The following is a 17,065-nucleotide window of genomic DNA, read 5'->3' as shown; positions in this document are numbered from 1 at the left end:
TCACTCTTCACCTGCCAGGGCGTTGCGGGCGCGCAGTTCGGCGTAGACCGGATCGGTTTCCGGGCGCACTTCGTGCCATTGCTGGAAGCTGGTGGCGGCCTGCTCGACCAGCATGCCAAGGCCGTCGACGATGTTGCGGCACTGTGCCGCGCGGGCCCAGGCCAGGAACGCGAAGGAGGCCTCGCCATAGTTCAGGTCCACGGCGGTGGTCATGCTGTTGACCAGTGACAGCGGCAGCTTGAACTCTTCATTGCGATCACGGCCCGCAGAGGTGGCGTTGACGATCAGCTCGAAGTCGCCGAGTTCGTCCATGCGGTCCCAGTACTGTGTCAGCACGCGGCCGGGCTCGCCGATCGCATCGCTCAGCTCGTCGGCACGCTCGGGCGTACGGTTGACCACCACCAGTTCGCGGATGCCGGCATCCAGCAGCGCCGGGGCTACGCTGCGCGCCGAACCACCGGCACCCAGCAGCAGCACGCGGCGGCCGCGCAGGTCCAGGCTGTGGCGGTCGGTGAGGTCGCGCACCAGGCCCACGCCATCGGTGGTGTCGCCGTGCCAGCCGTCACCCTTGCGCAGCAGCGTGTTGACCGACTGGGCCAGCATGGCGCGGGAGGTAAAGGTCTTGCACAGACCGAAGGCGATTTCCTTCAGCGGCGCGGTGACATTGGCACCGACGCCACCGTCGGCGGCGAACGCCTCCAGCGCCCCCGGGAAATCGGCCGGTGCCGCTTCAATGGCGCGGTAATCCAGCGCGATGCCTTCCTGGCGGGCGAACGCGGCATGGATGTGCGGCGACTGCGAGTGGGCGATGGGCTGGCCGAATACGGCGTAACGGGCGGTCATGGGTGTCTTAAACTCCGGGCCTGGATTGAAACGCAAACCCCAATGGAAGCGACTATGCGCACTCCCTTGTCTCTGCTCGCGCTGAGCCTGAGTTTACTCTCCGCACCGGGCGCGATGGCGCTTTCCGAGTTCGGCATTGAAGGCATGGGGGTGGTGTCGACCAAGGCCAACGAGGCCCAGGCGACCATCGCGCCGGATGGCAAGCGCATCATCTGGGCCAGCGACCGGCCCGGCGGAGCCGGCGGCTGGGACCTGTGGCAGGCCACGCTGCGCGACGGGCGCTGGCAGGACCCGGCGCCGCTGGCGTTCAACACTGCCGGGGATGAGGTGGATCCGTTCTTCAGCCACGACGGGGCCTGGCTGTACTTCGCCTCCAACGGCGGCAGCGGGCGCGGTGGGTTCGACCTGTATGGGGTGATGATCCGCGAGGACGGCAGCTTCGGCACCGTGCTGGCGATGCCGGTGACGGTCAACACGGCCGCCGACGAGCGCCGCCCGGCGGTGCGTGCGGATGGGCAGGTGCTGCTGTTCGCCCGCAATGGCAAGGGCACCCAGGGCGGGTTCGACCTGTTCGTGGCGACCGCGCAGGGCCGCGGGTTCAACGCGGCAACACCGTTGCCGGCGCCGCTCAACAGCGCGGCCGACGAGCTGGGCGGCGATTGGCTGGGCAATGGCGGGGCGCTTGTGTTCACCCGCGTGGCGGGTGGGCATTCGCAGGTGTGGCAGGTGGGCTGCGACTACGGCGCGGCGGCGGTGCCGCTGGCGTTGTCGTTCAATACCGCCGACGGGCAGACCGGTGCGCCGGTGGTGGATGCGTCCAAGCCCAGCGAGATGGTGGTGGCTGGGCAGGCAAAGTCGCCGAAGGCCGGCGGGTTGGATCTGTACAGGTTGCGCACACCAGCGGTGGCTGGCTGCGGGTAAGGATGGTAGGTACCGACCGTTGGTCGGTACGCTTTTCCTTCAGTACGCGCGCAGCAAGGCGGCGCGCTGCTCTTCGTACTCGGTTTCGCTGATCTCGCCGTTGTCCTTGCGCTGGTTCAGCGCAGCCAGCTGGGCCTGCACGGCCGGCGGCAGGTTGGCTTCGCGGGCCAGGCGGGCGGCGGCCGAGGGTTGCTCGGGCGCGCGGCGGGCGGCACGCAGCACGCCACGGATGACCAGGCCGATCACCACCGCGAACACCAGCACGCCGGTGCCCCAGGTCAGCCACTGCACCCATCCCATCGTCTGCATCATCCTGCTCCTGTCTGCGTGTTGACGCGTATTGTCAGCGTTCGCGCAGCCAACGCGCCACCTGCGGTGCGAAATAGGTCAGCACGCCATCGGCACCGGCCCGCTTGAAGCCGATCAGCGACTCCAGCACGCAGGCGCGTTCGTCCAGCCAGCCGTTGGCGAAGGCCGCTTTCATCATCGCGTACTCGCCACTGACCTGGTACGCGAACGTCGGCACGCCGAACTGCTGCTTCACCCGGCGCACCAGGTCCAGGTAGGGCATGCCCGGCTTGACCATCACCATGTCCGCGCCTTCCTCCAGGTCCAGCGCGATTTCGCGCATGGCCTCGTCGCCGTTGGCCGGGTCCATCTGGTAGGTCTTCTTGTCGGCCTTGCCGAGGCTGGCCGAGCTGCCCACCGCGTCGCGGAACGGGCCGTAGAACGCCGAGGCATACTTCGCCGAGTACGCCATGATGCGCACGTTGACGTGGTTCTGGGCGTCCAGCGCGCGGCGGATCGCGCCGATGCGGCCGTCCATCATGTCCGACGGCGAAATGATGTCCACGCCGGCTTCGGCGTGCGACAGCGACTGCTTGACCAGCGCGGCCACGGTGATGTCGTTGAGCACGTAGCCCTTGTCGTCGATGATTCCGTCCTGGCCGTGGGTGGTGTACGGATCCAGCGCTACGTCGGTCATCACCCCCAGCTCGGGGAAGCGCGATTTCAGCGCGCGGATCGCCCGCTGTGCCAGGCCGTTCTCGTCCCACGCGGCGGCCGCATCCAGGCTCTTGCCGGCCGGGTCGATCACCGGGAACAGGTCGATCACCGGGATGCCAAGTTCCAAGGCTTCCTCGGCCACCTTCAGCAGCTCATCGATCGACAGCCGTTCCACGCCCGGCATCGAAGCGACCGGCGCTCGGCCGGCCAGCTCGTGCACGAACACCGGGTAGATCAGGTCGTCGGTGGTCAGCGTGTTTTCGCGCATCAGCCGGCGCGAGAACTCGTCGTGGCGCATGCGGCGGGGGCGATAGTCGGGGTGGGCCATGGGATGCTCCAGACGGTATTCGGTTACTGCAGCAGGTAGCGCTGCGGTTGCAGGGGTTCCGGCAGCGGGCGCACGCCCAGGCTGTCGAGCAGGTCGATTTCGATGGTGCGGACCATCGCATCCAGCGGCAGGTCGTTGGGTTCCAGCCCGAACGGTTCTTCCATTTCCTCGCCCAACTGGTCCAGCCCGAAGAAGGCATAGGCCAGCACCGCCGACACCACTGGGGTGGCCCAGCCCAGCGAACTGGCCAGGCCGAACGGCAGCAGCACGCAGAACATCCACGCGCAGCGGTGCAGCAGCAGGGTGTAGGCGAACGGCAGCGGGGTCAGCAGGATGCGCTCGCAGCCGGCCTGGATGCTGGACAACGCATGCAGGCGGGTTTCGAACTGGGCATACAGGATGCTGTCGATCTCGCCGGCATGCAGCGCGGCGGTGGTTTCCACCGCGATCATCGCCAGCAGCTGGTCCGGCACGTTCTGGCGTTGCGCGTAGCGCTCGCGGTCGGCCTCGGTTACCCAGGGCAGCCCGGCCAGCGCGGCGTCCTGCCCGCGCAGGCGTGCGGCCAGTGCATGTGCGAAGGCGATGGCCAGGCGGCAGATGCGGTCGGCGCGCGCCGGCTGTCCGGCCAGCAGCGTGCTGCACAGCCGCGCCAGGCTGCGCGATTCATAGATGAGCTGGCCCCACAGCTTGCGCCCTTCCCACCAGCGGTCGAAGCAGGCGTTGTTGCGGAAGCTCAGGAAGATGGACAGCACCAGGCCCAGCAGCGTGAACGGCGCCACCGACACGCGCTCGATGCCCGGCGGGTGGGCCAGTTCGGCGAAGGTGGCCACCGCGACGGCCAGCACGAAGATGGCGGCCACCTTGGGCGCGATGGCAGGCACGATGGAGCCGCGCAGGATGTACAGCAGCTGCCAGCCGTGTGGGCGGGGACGAATGATCATGGGGCGGTCATTCTACGCCCTCGGATGCGACATCCCGGCAGGTGCGACGGGGTGTCGCAGTCAGACGATCCCGCCGCCGATGGACAGGCGGACGATGCCCACCACCACCACGACCGCGTTGAGCAGCAGGCCGGTCCACGCGCGGCCGCGTTTGGTCGGGTGGGTGAACAGGATGCCGAGCGCGCCGATGACCGCACCGACTGCGGCGAACGGGATCAGGAACCAGTTGCCCCAGCCCAGCAGCGGGATCAGGGCGAGGATCATCCACAACAGGGCTACCACGCCCCACAACAAACTGATCAATCCCATGCCCCGCTCCCCTAACCTGAAAATGCTGGCGGCAGCGTAGCGACCCCCGCGCCAGTGGCGCGTGATGGCGGCGGCAAGACCGGGATGCGGCAGGCTCACCCCGGCGGTGTTAACGTTCGCCAGAACGGGGTTGGCGCCGATTCAGTGGCCGGCCCGGATGATCCAGGCGCAGGCCGACCAGGCCGAACAAGGGTGAACCCATGAACATTCGACTCCTTCCGCTGCTCGGCGTGCTGCTGGCCGTGACCGGCTGCGCCAGCACTTCCAAGGTGATGCTGGGCCAGACCCGTGCACCCACCGATCCGGCGCTGGTGCAGATCTATTCCACTCCACCGCCGGGTTCGATTGAAATCGCCCAGTTGGAGTCCACCAGCGCGGCAGGCTTCGGCACCCAAGGCCAGACCGATGCGGCGGTGATGCGGCTGAAGAAGGAAGCGGCCGCGCTCGGCGCCAACGGGGTGATCCTGATGGGCGTGGAGTCCAGCAGCTCAGGCGGCGGCCTGTCCGTAGGCGGCGGCAGCTACGGTTCGCACAGTGGCGGCGGCGTGGGCATCGGCATTCCGACCACGCAGAAGCGCGCGGCCGGCGTGGCAATCTGGGTTCCCAACCCGCCACCGGCGGAGCGCCTGCCGGTGCAGACGATCACGCCGACCCGGTGAAAGCGGGTCACGACCAACGGTCGTGACCTACCCGATAGCCGATCGAATGGTCGGTTCGAATGGTCGGTTCGAATGGTCGGTAGGCCACGACCGTTGGTCGTGGCCCACGCGGAGTTGATTACTTTGCCGTGTACCGCGGGATGAAGACCTCGTTGACCGCCTTGGCCAGCTGGTCCGGCGGGAGCAGGCCCTGGTCGAGCAGGAAGTTGTTGAAGGCCAGGCGGTCGAACTTCGCGCCCAGCGCCAGTTCGGTCTGCATGCGCAGTTCCAGGATCCGGGTGTAGCCGTAGAAGTAGCTGCCCGCCTGGCCCGGCGACCGCACCATGTAACGGTCCAGTTCCTGGGTGGCCATGGCCTGCGACAGGCCCACTTCGTCGATCAGCACGCGCTCGGCCTTGGCCCGGTCGATAAGCCCCAGGTTGAGCATCGGATCAAGCATCGCGCGCGCGGCGCGCAGCAGGCGGAACTGCAGGGCGATCAACTGCCCGTCCAGTGGCTCATACGGCACCATTTCGGCTTCGGCATACAGCGCCCAGCCTTCCACGTTGACCGAATTGAACGCGAACATCGTGCGCGCCAGCGACACGCCGCGCTCCACCATCGCGGTGAACTGCAGCTCATGGCCCGGGCGACCTTCGTGCGCGCTCAGCGTCCACGCGGCCGAGCCGAAGTTGAAGTCGTCATACTGCGCGGCCTTGTCGCCGGCGGCCGGGTTGCCCAGCGGCAACACGAAGGTGCCCTGCTGGCCGGTGTTGCCCACCAGCGGCGCCGGCAGGAAGTGCGGGGCCGGCGAGGCAGCGCTTTCGGCGGCCGAGCCCAGCCGCATCTGCATCGGGCGCTGCGGCACGTCCACGATCTTCTGGGCGCGGATGATCGGGTCGATCGCATCGATCACGCCGCGGTAGTGGTGTTCCAGCTGGTCGTTGGCGATCTTGTCACCCTTCAGCGCGCGGATCACGGCCACCGGGTCGGTCGGGTCGGCCACCTTCAGGCCCTTGGCCTTCACCACCAGCGGCGCCAGCTGGCGCATCGCCGAACGGGTTTCCATGAACTCCAGCTGCGCCCGCTGCATCAGCAGCTTGGGGTCGATGTCGATGCCCACGCGCTTGAGCTGGAAGGCGTACAGCGGCTCGGGCAGGCGCGCATCGGCGCGCGCCTTGGGCAGCACCTCGCTCTTCGTCCAGTCGCGGTACTCGCGCAGCTGGGTGGCGATGGTCTTCAGCGCCTCGTCGGCGCCGGCGACCTTGTACTTGTCGAACAGCTTTTCGATGCCGGTGATGTAGGTATCGACGTTGGCCAGCGACTGCTCGACCTCGATCTTCGTCGGCTGCAGCAGGGTCTTGTCGGCCAGGCGCTCTTCATAGCGCTGGCGCGACAGCGTGGTGATGGCGGTGGTGCCCGGGGCCAGGCCGGCATACGCCTTCAGGCGGTCCAGCGCCTTGGCGCGGCGCTCGGCCGGCACCTGGTCGGACAGCAGCAGGTTGATGCCGCTGAACACCGTCTGCGGGGTGTCGCTCCACGGCAGCAGGTACTTTTCGTTGAGTTCGCTGCCTTCGATGTTCTCGTCGGCGGCGGCGATCATGATCGCCAGGTCCTGGCGCACGTTCGGGTCGCGCTCGGTGGCCAGCTTGGCCTTGAGCTGGTCGCGCGCCTTGGCCATCGCGGCGCGGTAGCGCTTGGCGTTGTCCGGCCCGAAATCGGCCACCTTGTCGTCGTAGCCGGGCACGCCGAAGAAGCCGGTCTCTTCCGGCTGGAACGGTCCCTGCGCATCGAGCAGGATCTGCGCCAGCTCGTTGCTGCGGGTCACCCAGGCCGCACTGGCCGGGGCCTTGGTGGCGGCAGGAGCGGCAGCGAAGGCCGGCGGCGCACTGAGCGCGGCGGGGACGGAAAGGGCCAACGCGACGGCAAGGGCAAGCGGCTTCATGCAGGACTCCAGTGAGCGGGTGCCTGCGACCCTACGCACTCGGGGAGGCAGCGGCAATCGGCCGGAGGTCATGGCCGCCGCCCGGCGGGCCCCCGCCCGCGCCCCACCGGCACGGACGGCGCCAGGTGGGGCTCCCGGAAGCGTGCGTTACGGCTTGAGGCAGCGGCCCAGGAAATCCTCGGCCAGGCGGTAGCGGTGCAGCGCGTTGCTGCCGGACAGGCCGTGCTTGGCGCCCGGGTAGGTCATCAACTCAAAGGGCTGGCCACGCTTCTGCAGCGCGCTCATCAATTCGGTGGAATTGGTGAACAGCACGTTGTCGTCGGCCATGCCGTGGATCAGCAGCAGGCGCGAGCGCAGGCCGTCGATGTGGGCCAGCACCCGCGCTTCTTCATAGCCCTTGGCGTTGCGCGCCGGCAGGTCCATGTAGCGTTCGGTGTAATGGGTGTCGTACAGGCCCCAGTCGGTAACCGGCGCGCCGGCCACGCCGCAGGCGTACTGGTCCGACGCCTTGGCCAGCAGCATCAGGGTCATGTAGCCGCCGTTGGACCAGCCCTGTACGCCGATGCGCGCCGGGTCCACCCACGGCTGCTGCTTGAGCCATTCCACGCCCTTGAGCTGGTCGGCCACTTCGACCGTGCCCTGCACGCCGTACAGCGCACCGCCGAAATCGCGGCCACGGCGCGGGGTGCCGCGGTTGTCCAGCGAGAACACCAGATAGCCCTGCTGGGCCAGGTACTGGTTGAACAGGTGGTCGCCACGGCCGGGCCAGCTGTCGGTGACGGTCTGGCTGGCCGGGCCGCCATACACGTACACCACCACCGGATAGCGCTTGGCCGGGTCGAAGCCAGCGGGCTTGATCAGGCTGTAGTTCAGCGCGGTGCGGCCGTCGGCCGCGGTGAGGGTGCCGAACTCCACCGGGCGCTGCGCATCCAGGTAGCGCGCGTACGGGTGGCTGGGATCTTCCAGGTTGTTCTCCACCAGCGTGGCGATCTTTTCGCCATTGGCGCGGTGCAGCGCGATCTGCGGCGGCGTGGTGGTGTTGGACCAGCTGTCCACGTACACGCTGGCGTTCTTCGCGAAACTGGCGCTGTGCATGCCCGGTTCGCTGGACAGGCGCTGCAGCGCCCCGCCCTGCAGCGGCACGGCGTAGAGCTGGCTTTCGCGCGAGGAATCCACCCCGGCGCGGAAGTAGACCTTGCCGGCGTCTTCGTCCACGGCCAGCAGTTCGTCCACCGGCCAGTTGCCGCTGGTGAGTGCGGTCACGGTCTTGCCGTCATCGGACACGCGGTACAGGTGCTGGAAACCGCTGCGCTCGGACGACCACAGGAAACCGCCCTGCTTGAGGAAATGCAGGCTGTTGTGCAGCGGCACCCAGGTCGGCGACGTTTCAGTGACCAGGGTGCGCTGCTTGCCGCTTTCCAGGTCGGCCTGGATCAGTTCCAGGGTCTTCTGGTCGCGCGACTGGCGCTGGAAGGTGAGGTGCTGCGGGTCGCGCCAATCGACGCGGGCCAGGTAGATGTCCGCGTTGCGGCCCAGATCGACCCAGCGCGCGGCGGCATCGGCGCGCGGGGCGATCACGCCCAGCTTGACGGTGACGTTGTGGTCGCCAGCGGCCGGGTAGCGCTGTTCGATCATCTCGGTGCGGTCGGCGTACATCTCATAGCGCTTCTGCACCGGCACCGGCGATTCGTCGATCCGGGCGAAGGCGATGGCCGAGTCGTCCGGCGCCCACCAGTAACCGGTGTGGCGGTCCATTTCCTCGTCGGCGACGAATTCGGCCACGCCGTTGCCGATGGTCTCGCTGCCATCGCGGGTGAGCTGCAGTTGGCGACCGCTGGCCAGGTCGATCACCCACAGGTTGCGGTCGCGCACGAAGCTGACGAAGCCGCCCTTGGGCGACAGCTTGGCATCGGTGGCGAAGCCCTCGCCGTGGGTGAGCTGGCGCACCGCGGCCTTGCCCTGCTTGTCCAGGTCGTACAGATACAGTTCGCCGCCCAGCGGGAACAGCAGGGTGCGCGCGTCGGGCGACCACTGGTAATCCACGATGCCGGTCATGGCGGCAATGCGCTGGCGCTCGCGGCGGGCCTTTTCGGCATCGCTCAGGGTTTCATCGCCGGGCAGCACCACCTTCGAATCGACCAGCAGGCGGGTCTGGCCGCTGGCGATGTCATACGCCCACAGGTCCAGCTGGTTGCGGTCGGCCTCCTTGCCGCGCAGGAAGCTCACGCGCGAGCCATCCGGCGCCACCTTGGGCTTCATCAGGGTCGGGCCGGACAGCGGCAGCGGGCCGGTGATGGCATCCAGGGTGAGCTTTTCGGCGTGGGCGATGGTGGTCGAGGCGAGCATGAGGGCGAGCGAGGCAACAAAGTGGCGCATGGAAGGGTCCGGCGACGGCAGGCGGACATCCTAACGCAGGCGGCTGGGGGCGGCCTCGGAATCGGTCGCGCTGTCTGACGGGTCCCTTGGTTGGGGGAAAACGTCGGGACGGCGGCAGCGAGCCGCGTTGGATCGGTTTCGGATGACTTCGTCCGGCCAACGGCCGGGGCTACGAATTTTTACGGACGAATTGGGATTGGGATCAATCGACCATGGGCCCATCAGAATCGGGGACCATCCGCCGTGACCATTGGGATCAGGGCGCATGCGCCGGTCGCGCCGGCCGTTGGCCGGCCCAGGTGGTGCCGGCCATTGCGATGTCACCCGACCCGCCTCAGCGCTGGCCGAACAGGTGCTTGCGCTCTTCGTCGGACAGCGGCTTGCCGGCATCCGGGTTGACCTGATGCTTCAGCGCGTAGGCCCGCTGGGTCGCCGGGCGCGCGGCAATGGCGTCGTGCCAGCGCTTCAGGTTCGGGAACGCGGCGAAATCGGCCGGCAGCTTGTCGTACGCACCGATCCAGGGGTAGCTGGCCATGTCGGCGATGCTGTAGTCGTCGCCGCCCAGGTAGGCGCTGCTGGCCAGGCGCTTGTCCATCACCCCGTGCAGGCGGCGCACTTCATTGCCGTAGCGCTCGATGGCATACGGAATCTGCTCCGGCGCATACACGTTGAAATGGCCCATCTGGCCGCTCATCGGGCCCAGCCCGGCCATCTGCCAGAACAGCCATTCCAGCACCGCCACCCGGCCGCGGGTGTCGGCCGGCAGGAATTTCCCTGTCTTCTCGGCCAGGTACAGCAGGATCGCCCCGGACTCGAACACGCTCTGCGGCGCGCCCCCGTCGGTGGGCTGGTGGTCGACCAGCGCCGGCATCTTGTTGTTGGGGGAAATGGCGAGGAATTCGGGCTTGAACTGGTCGCCGCTGCCGATGTTCACCGGCTTGATGGTGTACGGCAGGCCCAGCTCTTCCAGCAGCAGGGTGACTTTGTGGCCGTTCGGGGTAGGCCAGTAATACAGATCGATCATGACAGGACCCAGCGGTTCAGGAATCCCGAGTCTAGTGCGTCAGCTGGCTTGGCAGGGTCATGCCGGCCCGCTACTCTGCGGCGTCCCCCGCAACGCAGCATCCCAGCATGAGCTCGACCGAAAAGCCCATCAGCCCCCTGTCGTCCCTGATCTTCGCCTCGCGCTGGCTGCAGCTGCCGCTGTACCTGGGCCTGATCCTGGCGCAGTGCGTCTACGTGTTCCTGTTCGGCAAGGAGCTGTGGCACCTGGTCCACAAGGCCAACACCATGGGCGAGCAGGAAATCATGCTGCTGGTGCTGGGCCTGATCGACGTGGTGATGATCTCCAACCTGCTGGTGATGGTGATCGTGGGCGGCTACGAGACCTTCGTTTCGCGCCTGCGCCTGGAAAACCACCCTGACCAGCCGGAGTGGCTGAGCCACGTCAATGCCAGCGTGCTGAAGGTGAAGCTGGCGCTGTCGATCATCGGCATCTCCTCGATCCACCTGCTCAAGACCTTCATCGGCGCCGGCAACCTGGACGGCCTGCCGGCGTGCAACAGCCCGGAGTACGTCACCGCGGTGCTGGATGCCGTGGCCAAGTACGGCCCGGCCGTGGAAGCCTCGTTCAAGTGCTCCACCATGACCGGCAGCGGCGTGATGTGGCAGACCATCATCCACGCCGCATTCATCCTGTCGGCCATCGGGATTGCCTACACCGACAAGCTGATGGCCCACACCCCGAGCAAGTCGCTGGCGCACTAAGCGCCCGCCCTGCCCGCCCCGGCCCTGCAAAGCAGGGCGCGGGGATGCTAGATTGGGCACCTGCTGCACCGCGCCGGACGCTGGGAAACGTACCGGGGCTTCGGTCGGCCTGACCGCATCAGGCCTTACGTATCGTCGTTCTTCAAAGGGGAGTTGGATGTCGCACGTCAACACGAACGCCAAGGCGCGCCTGCTGGTGCCGCTGACCCTGGTGGTGGCTCTGGCCGCCTGCTCGGGCAAGGACGAAACGGCTCCGGCCGCGCCGACCGCACCGGCTGCCACGGCCGCCGCACCTGCCGCCGCGCCGCCGGCGCCGGCGGTTTCGGCCAAGGTCCAGTCAATGGGGACCGAGGAACTGCGTGACCTGGCCAGCAAGGCCCTGCGCGAAAACCGCATGTACGGCCCGGCCGGCGACAACGCCATGGAGTACTACCTGGCGCTGCGCGAGAAGACCCCGGACGATGCCTCGATCAAGAGCGCGTTGTCGGACCTGCTGCCGTACACGCTGATTGCCGCCGAGCAGAGCCTGACCCGCGAGGACTTCACCGAAGGCCAGCGCCTGGTGGCGCTGATCGAGAAGGTGGACCCCACCGCACCGGCGCTGCCGCGCCTGAAGTCGGGCATCACCAACGGCATGCAGACCGCCCTCAAGCGCACCCAGGAAGAGACCGACAAGGTCAAGAAGGACGCTGAGAACAAGGTCAAGCTGCTGGCCGACCAGCAGCGCCAGCAGCAGGCCACCGAAGCGGAAGCGGCCAAGCAGATCGCTGCGCAGCAGGACGCCGCCCGCCGCGAAAGCGAGCGCCAGGACACCGAGCGCCAGGCTGCGGCCCGCCGCGAAGCCGAACAGCGCCAGCAGGCTGCCGCTGCCGCCCAGGCCGCTGCTGCCCGCCAGCCCACCGCCGCACCGGCCGCTGCCGCCGCCCTGCGTCCGATCAGCACCCCGGCGCCGCGCTACCCGACCGACGCACTGCGCGCCGGTACCTCGGGCGAAGTGCTGGTGGAAATCACCGTGGGCACCGACGGTTCGGTCACCAGCTCGCGCGTGCTGCGCGCCACCCCGGCCCGCATCTTCGACCGCGAAGCGCTCAACGCGGTCAAGCGCTGGAAGTTCGAACCGGTCAGCGCCCCGGTCACCACCCGCCGCACACTGTCGTTCGCACCGGGCGGTTGATCCACTGCTGATGGATACAACAAAAAACCCCGGAGCGATCCGGGGTTTTTTGTGGCCTCAACCGGAGATCGCGAGGCGCTCCTGGTGGTAACGGCGTACGGCGGCGTACCACAGCAGCCCGGCCAGGCCGAAGCCTGCCACCAGGTACACCGCCCACATCTGCGGGCTGATCGGTTCGTGGCGGATGATCTTCAGCAGCATCTGGTTCTGCGCCAGGAACGGCACCGCCAGCTGCCACAGCTCGGACTTCACCGGGTACACCATCAACGCGTAACCGGGCAGCATCGGCAGCAGCATCAGCCAGGTCATGTGGCTCTGCGCCTCCTTCATGCTCTTGGCCGCTGCCGAGAGGAAGGTCAGCAGCGAGGTGCCGATGAACAGGATCGGCATCATCACGAACAGCATCTGCAGCATCGACAGCAGCCCCATGTTGAGCTGCCGCGCCGCCGCACCGGTGGACAGCTGCGCGCTGAGCTTGAACGCCGCCAGCGTGAGCAACAGCGACACCACGCCCACCACGCAGGCGGCGGCGATCTTGCCGCTGACGATGGCGCTGCGCCGGGCCGGGGTGGCCAGCAACGGTTCCAGTGACTGCCGCTCACGTTCGCCCGCGGTGGTGTCCATCACCAGGTAGGCACCGCCCAGGAACGAGGTGATGGTGAGCAGGATCGGCAACAGCATCGACAGCATCACACCGCGCTTGGCCTCGGCCGTGGCCAGGTCCTGGGTGGCCACGTCCAGCGGGCGTGCCACCTGCGCGTCGATACCGCGCGCCAGCAAGCGCAGCGCGCCCACCTGCTGGCTGTAACCGGTGAGGGCCGCCTTCAGGCGTGCGGTGGGAATGTCGGCATCGCGGCGGGTGCTGTCCTGCACGATCTCCACCAGTGCCGGGCGGCCCTCGGCCCAGTCCTTGCCGAACTCCGGGCTGATGCGCAGGGCGATGTCGATCTTCTGGTCACGGATCTCCGCGGTCAGGTCCTTCGGCGGGTCCACCGCATTGAGTCCCTGCGAGGCCAGGAAGCGCACCAGGTTGGGGGCGTGCTCGCGGCCGATGGTCGGAATGTCCAGCGGGGTGTCGATCTGGGTCTTGAACCGGGTCTCGGCCAGCTTGCCCATGCCCAGGATCAGCACCGGGTACAGCAACGGCCCGAGCAGCAGGGTGAGCGCCAGGGTACGGCGGTCACGCGAGAGGTCGCGCAGTTCCTTGCGCATGACGGTCAACAACGTGGCAAACGCGCTCATGCGTGCAGTCCTTCTTCATTGCCGATCGCCTTCACGAAGGCATCTTCCAGGTTTGCTTCGCCGGTCAGCGCGCGCAGCTCGTCGGCCGTGCCGGCGGCCATCACCGTGCCCTTGGCAATGATCACGATCGTGTCGCACAGCGCGGCCACCTCCTGCATGATGTGGCTGGAGAAGATCACGCAGCGGCCTTCGTCGCGCAGCTCGCGCAGGAACCCCCGCAGCGCACGGGTGGTCATCACGTCCAGGCCGTTGGTGGGTTCGTCCAGGATCACGTTGCGTGGGTCGTGCACCAGCGCGCGCGCAATGGCGGTCTTGGTGCGCTGGCCCTGGGAGAAGCCGTCGGTCTGGCGGTCCAGGATGTCTTCCATGTCCAGCGCCTTGGAGAGCACCTTGGTGCGCTCGCGGATGTGCGCGGCGCTCATGCCGTGCAACTCGCCGAAGTAGGCGATGTTCTCGCGCGCGGTCAGTCGCTTGTACACGCCGCGTGCGTCGGGCAGCACGCCCAGGCGGCGACGGACCTCCACCGGGTGGGTGGCCACGTCCAGTCCATCCACCAGCACCCGACCCTGGTCGGGTGACATCAGGGTGTAGAGCATGCGCATGGTGGTGGTCTTGCCGGCGCCGTTGGGGCCGAGCAGACCGGTGATGCGACCGTCCTCGGCCTGGAAGCCTACGTTGTCCACCGCCTTGATCAGCCCGGTCTTGGTCTTGAACGCTTTATGCAGGTTCTCGGCGACGATCATGGTTCCCATCCGTTGAACGAGGTGAAAGCCGGCACCGCGGTGAGGGTATCCAGGCAGGAGGCATCGAGTGCCTTGGCGTCGGCCTTGTCCATGAACTGCGCCAGCAGGCGCGGCATGCAGCCGGCGCCAAGGGTGCCATGGCCCTGGCCCTTGGCCACGATGTGGCGGCCGTTGGGCAGGTGCTTGAGCACTTGTTCGGCGTAGCGCGGCGGGGTGACCGGGTCGAATTCGCCCGACAGCAGCAGCACCGGCACGTCGGTGCTCAGCGGCGCGGTGAAGTTCTTCGGACGCGTGCCCACGTTCCACACCGGGCAGGCCGCAAAGAACATGCGCGCCACTTCCGGGCCGAGCAGGCGGTCGCCGGCCGGCGCTTCCTGGTAGCGGTCGGCGTCTTCGGCACAGATCACCGACCACTGCATGCCCTGGTTCATCTGCCCGGCCATGTTGCGGGTGGCCAGGCTGTTGAGCGACATCAGCGGCGCGTAACGGCCCTGCGCGGCTTCGTCCAGCACCACCGGCAGCAGCGAGGACAGTTCCGGCATGTACGAGAACATGAAAGCCAGGCTGGTCACGGTGTTGGCGCTGATCGGGTCGCGGCGTACCGCGGCGGTGCCCGGGTCGCGGTACTCTACTTCTACCGGGGCCTTGGCCAGCGTGGTCATCACGTTGCGCAGCTGGGTGCGGGTATCGACCGGGAAGCGCTTGGCGCAGGCCGGGTCCTTGCGGCACTGCGCGGATTGCAGCTCGATCGCCGATTCGAAGGTGTTGGCGAAATCGCCGCCCACCGCCAGGTCGTTCGGCGCCACCCCGTCGATCACTACCGCACGGGTGTGCTGCGGGAAGCGCGCGGCGTACTGCTGGGCCACGCGGGTACCGTAGGAACCGCCGACCAGGTTGATCTTGTCCACGCCCAGCGCCGCACGCACCGCGTCCAGGTCACCAATGGCCTGGGTGGTGGTGTAGAACCGGGTGTCGGCACGCTCGGCCACCGCGGCAGCGCAGCGGGTGGCGAACTCGGCGATCACCTCGGGCGTGGCCGCCGCGTTCTCGTCGAACGAAAGCTCCTTGCCGTCGGCATCCACGCAGCTGAGCGGGTTGGATTTGCCGGTGCCACGCTGGTCCACCAGGATGATGTCGCGCTTCTTGCGCACGTCGCGCAGCGACTGGTTGATGATGGCCGCCACCTGCGTGGCCGACTGACCCGGCCCGCCGGCCAGGAAGAACACCGGGTCCTGCTTGCCCTCGCCTTCGTTGGCGGTATCCAGCAGGGCGATGTTGAGCCCGATCTTGCGGCCATCGGGCGCATCGGGGTTTTCAGGCACCTGCAGGGTGGCGCACTCGGCTTCCACATTGTTGCTGGCTTGGGCGCTGGTAAGGGTGCAGGGCTTGAACGTCAGTGTTCCGTACTGGCGCTCGGCTCCTTCCGGCGGTGCCTCCGGAGTGGCCTGGCAGGCCGCCAGCAGCAGCAACGCCGCACTGGTGGCCAGGGGACGGCAGGAAAGTCGCATTTCGATCGCATCCTGGATTGAAGGGTCTCAGCATGCCATGACGGATGGGCGGGCTGGATGTGACATGCCCGATTCGACGAGGGGTTTCGTCCCTGCGCCAGCGCGAGGAGACCGACCAGGATAGGGTGCTGAACTTGCCGGAGACGGGCCCGAAACCGGATTTGCAGTGGTGCGTGGTGCGAACACTTACATGGCAACGCGCTCCGGGTAGCGGTGGCGTTGCTACCTCTTCACCGGGAGCGCTGCCGGTTCGGCTGCCTCGTCGCTTCACCTTCCAGCGGGAAGCAATCGCCCCAAACCTCAATATCAAGGCCATTGAGGTTCCGATCCAGGGACACGCAGTTCTGGATCAACGACCGAAGCACGTAGCTGGGTGATCGTTCGCTGCGCCACGCGGAGAGCTGGAACGCGCGGCGTAGGGCGGGATCCAACTTCACCCGCAAGTAGATCTGCTTCTTCATGGGATGACGTCCTCGGGCAGGAACTGCCCCAAGTCGGCGTTGACCTCGCCGTGGAAGATCGTGCGTTCCACGAACCTGGGCACCCGTGGATCTTCGACTGCCGGCGTGCCCAGCAGCTTGATGGTGATGACGCCAGCGCAGGCTTCAATCTGCAGCTTGCGGCCCACGTTGAAGCCCATCTGCCGCAGCCACTGGCCGCGGATCTTGAGGTAGGGAACCTTCAGCTCTTCGTGGAAGTGTGCGGGTGGGGTGCACGGCGGGGATTGCGTACGGCGTTCGCGTGCGCGCCGGGCAATCGCGGATTGGGAAGGGTAGTCGTTGTAGCAGTCGTCGGGTAGTTGCCTTTTCATGGTCTGCCTCCAGCAGGAAGATCCCTCGCCGGGATGGCGAGGGAGTCGGGAGGTTAGAAACCGTAGACATGGAAAGCCGGCGGGCGTATTCCCCAGAGGGTGTTGTATTAGCCACCCTCCCGACACAACGCATACATTTTCCACGTCTTGGAGTTTCTACGCTCCGGAACACACCATGCGCGCCGCTGCCAACGATGGGAAATTGTTTGTGTCTCTTGATTTCGGGACTTCGGTAGACCAAACCTTCTCAATGACGCGAATGGCGCTGAAGGCGCAGCTACCAAGAGTCTGCGCATATGATGAAGATGAGTTCGGTAGGAACAATCGATCCAACTAGCTCTACGTAGGACTGAGAGCTACTGAGCGCTGCGGCGTAGCAGCCCGGCTCCCGTCCGGCGTCCATCAGACCACCTTCGGCGGACTTGATCGCCGTGCACGTCCGCTCGAACTACACAGGAGATCGCAAATAGCAGAGGGGATTCGTTAGTCGTCGCCGGTACGCACTCACGTATTC

The 17,065-nt window shown here is 67.2% G+C and carries 17 protein-coding genes; 4 read left to right on the top strand and 13 right to left on the bottom strand.

Annotated features, from left to right (window positions below):
• A complete protein-coding gene (gene aroE / locus QE395_RS00765) occupies nt 1-843 on the bottom strand; it encodes a shikimate dehydrogenase (RefSeq protein ID WP_306987291.1) in 843 nt (280 codons plus the stop codon).
• Between the two features lie 54 nt (nt 844-897).
• Here aroE and QE395_RS00760 point away from each other — a divergent pair, with 54 nt between their 5' ends.
• On the top strand, nt 898-1,764 hold the full coding sequence (locus tag QE395_RS00760) for a TolB-like protein (protein WP_306987290.1): 867 nt from the start codon (nt 898-900) through the stop codon (nt 1,762-1,764).
• Nucleotides 1,765-1,803: 39 nt separating this feature from the next.
• On the opposite strand, the gene QE395_RS00755 is transcribed toward QE395_RS00760, so the two are convergent.
• The 4 genes from QE395_RS00755 to QE395_RS00740 are packed head-to-tail and all read right to left on the bottom strand — an operon-like array spanning nt 1,804 to nt 4,347.
• Nucleotides 1,804-2,076 (bottom strand): SHOCT domain-containing protein, encoded by a 273-nt coding sequence (locus QE395_RS00755; RefSeq protein ID WP_093532686.1) that lies wholly within the window; start codon nt 2,074-2,076, stop codon nt 1,804-1,806.
• Between the two features lie 31 nt (nt 2,077-2,107).
• On the bottom strand, nt 2,108-3,097 hold the full coding sequence (hemB, locus tag QE395_RS00750; RefSeq protein WP_068854378.1) for a porphobilinogen synthase: 990 nt from the start codon (nt 3,095-3,097) through the stop codon (nt 2,108-2,110).
• Between the two features lie 23 nt (nt 3,098-3,120).
• Nucleotides 3,121-4,038: a bestrophin family protein gene (locus tag QE395_RS00745; protein WP_068854379.1), complete on the bottom strand. Its 918-nt coding sequence runs from the start codon at nt 4,036-4,038 to the stop codon at nt 3,121-3,123.
• 60 nt (nt 4,039-4,098) lie between these two features.
• Nucleotides 4,099-4,347, bottom strand: a complete 249-nt coding sequence (locus tag QE395_RS00740) for a hypothetical protein (protein ID WP_093532685.1) — start codon at nt 4,345-4,347, stop codon at nt 4,099-4,101.
• Between the two features lie 200 nt (nt 4,348-4,547).
• Here QE395_RS00740 and QE395_RS00735 point away from each other — a divergent pair, with 200 nt between their 5' ends.
• Entirely contained in the window at nt 4,548-5,006 is a 459-nt protein-coding gene (locus tag QE395_RS00735; RefSeq protein WP_068854381.1) for a hypothetical protein, read from the top strand.
• A 118-nt stretch (nt 5,007-5,124) separates the two neighbouring features.
• Here the strand turns inward: QE395_RS00735 and QE395_RS00730 are convergent, their stop codons facing one another.
• The 3 genes from QE395_RS00730 to QE395_RS00720 all read right to left on the bottom strand — a co-directional run bounded on the left by QE395_RS00730 (nt 5,125) and on the right by QE395_RS00720 (nt 10,330).
• Nucleotides 5,125-6,930, bottom strand: coding sequence for a DUF885 domain-containing protein (locus tag QE395_RS00730; protein ID WP_184125977.1), 1,806 nt, complete (start codon nt 6,928-6,930; stop codon nt 5,125-5,127).
• Nucleotides 6,931-7,077: 147 nt separating this feature from the next.
• Nucleotides 7,078-9,306: a S9 family peptidase gene (locus QE395_RS00725; RefSeq protein ID WP_306987289.1), complete on the bottom strand. Its 2,229-nt coding sequence runs from the start codon at nt 9,304-9,306 to the stop codon at nt 7,078-7,080.
• 334 nt (nt 9,307-9,640) lie between these two features.
• Entirely contained in the window at nt 9,641-10,330 is a 690-nt protein-coding gene (locus QE395_RS00720; RefSeq protein WP_093532681.1) for a glutathione S-transferase N-terminal domain-containing protein, read from the bottom strand.
• Nucleotides 10,331-10,437: 107 nt separating this feature from the next.
• Here QE395_RS00720 and QE395_RS00715 point away from each other — a divergent pair, with 107 nt between their 5' ends.
• Nucleotides 10,438-11,073, top strand: a complete 636-nt coding sequence (locus tag QE395_RS00715; RefSeq protein ID WP_068854385.1) for a TIGR00645 family protein — start codon at nt 10,438-10,440, stop codon at nt 11,071-11,073.
• Between the two features lie 157 nt (nt 11,074-11,230).
• Nucleotides 11,231-12,247, top strand: a complete 1,017-nt coding sequence (locus QE395_RS00710; protein WP_068854386.1) for an energy transducer TonB — start codon at nt 11,231-11,233, stop codon at nt 12,245-12,247.
• Between the two features lie 57 nt (nt 12,248-12,304).
• On the opposite strand, the gene QE395_RS00705 is transcribed toward QE395_RS00710, so the two are convergent.
• From QE395_RS00705 to QE395_RS00685, 5 genes are all read right to left on the bottom strand, one after another.
• Nucleotides 12,305-13,489 (bottom strand): ABC transporter permease, encoded by a 1,185-nt coding sequence (locus QE395_RS00705; protein ID WP_306987288.1) that lies wholly within the window; start codon nt 13,487-13,489, stop codon nt 12,305-12,307.
• Nucleotides 13,486-14,232 (bottom strand): ATP-binding cassette domain-containing protein, encoded by a 747-nt coding sequence (locus tag QE395_RS00700; RefSeq protein WP_068854388.1) that lies wholly within the window; start codon nt 14,230-14,232, stop codon nt 13,486-13,488. The genes QE395_RS00705 and QE395_RS00700 overlap by 4 nt, the downstream gene beginning before the upstream one ends.
• The gene (locus QE395_RS00695) at nt 14,229-15,740 is read right to left on the bottom strand and encodes an alpha/beta hydrolase (protein ID WP_306987287.1); all 1,512 of its coding nucleotides are present in this window, start codon (nt 15,738-15,740) and stop codon (nt 14,229-14,231) included. Before QE395_RS00695 ends, QE395_RS00700 begins: the two co-directional genes overlap by 4 nt.
• Nucleotides 15,741-15,970: 230 nt before the next feature.
• A complete protein-coding gene (locus tag QE395_RS00690) occupies nt 15,971-16,201 on the bottom strand; it encodes a hypothetical protein (RefSeq protein ID WP_306987286.1) in 231 nt (76 codons plus the stop codon).
• A complete protein-coding gene (locus tag QE395_RS00685; RefSeq protein WP_095363214.1) occupies nt 16,198-16,551 on the bottom strand; it encodes a SymE family type I addiction module toxin in 354 nt (117 codons plus the stop codon). Before QE395_RS00685 ends, QE395_RS00690 begins: the two co-directional genes overlap by 4 nt.
• Between the last annotated feature and the right edge of the window lie 514 nt (nt 16,552-17,065).

Source organism: Stenotrophomonas sp. SORGH_AS_0282, assembly GCF_030818125.1.
Lineage (GTDB): Bacteria > Pseudomonadota > Gammaproteobacteria > Xanthomonadales > Xanthomonadaceae > Stenotrophomonas > Stenotrophomonas rhizophila_A.
This window is presented reverse-complemented; position numbering and strand designations above follow the sequence as displayed.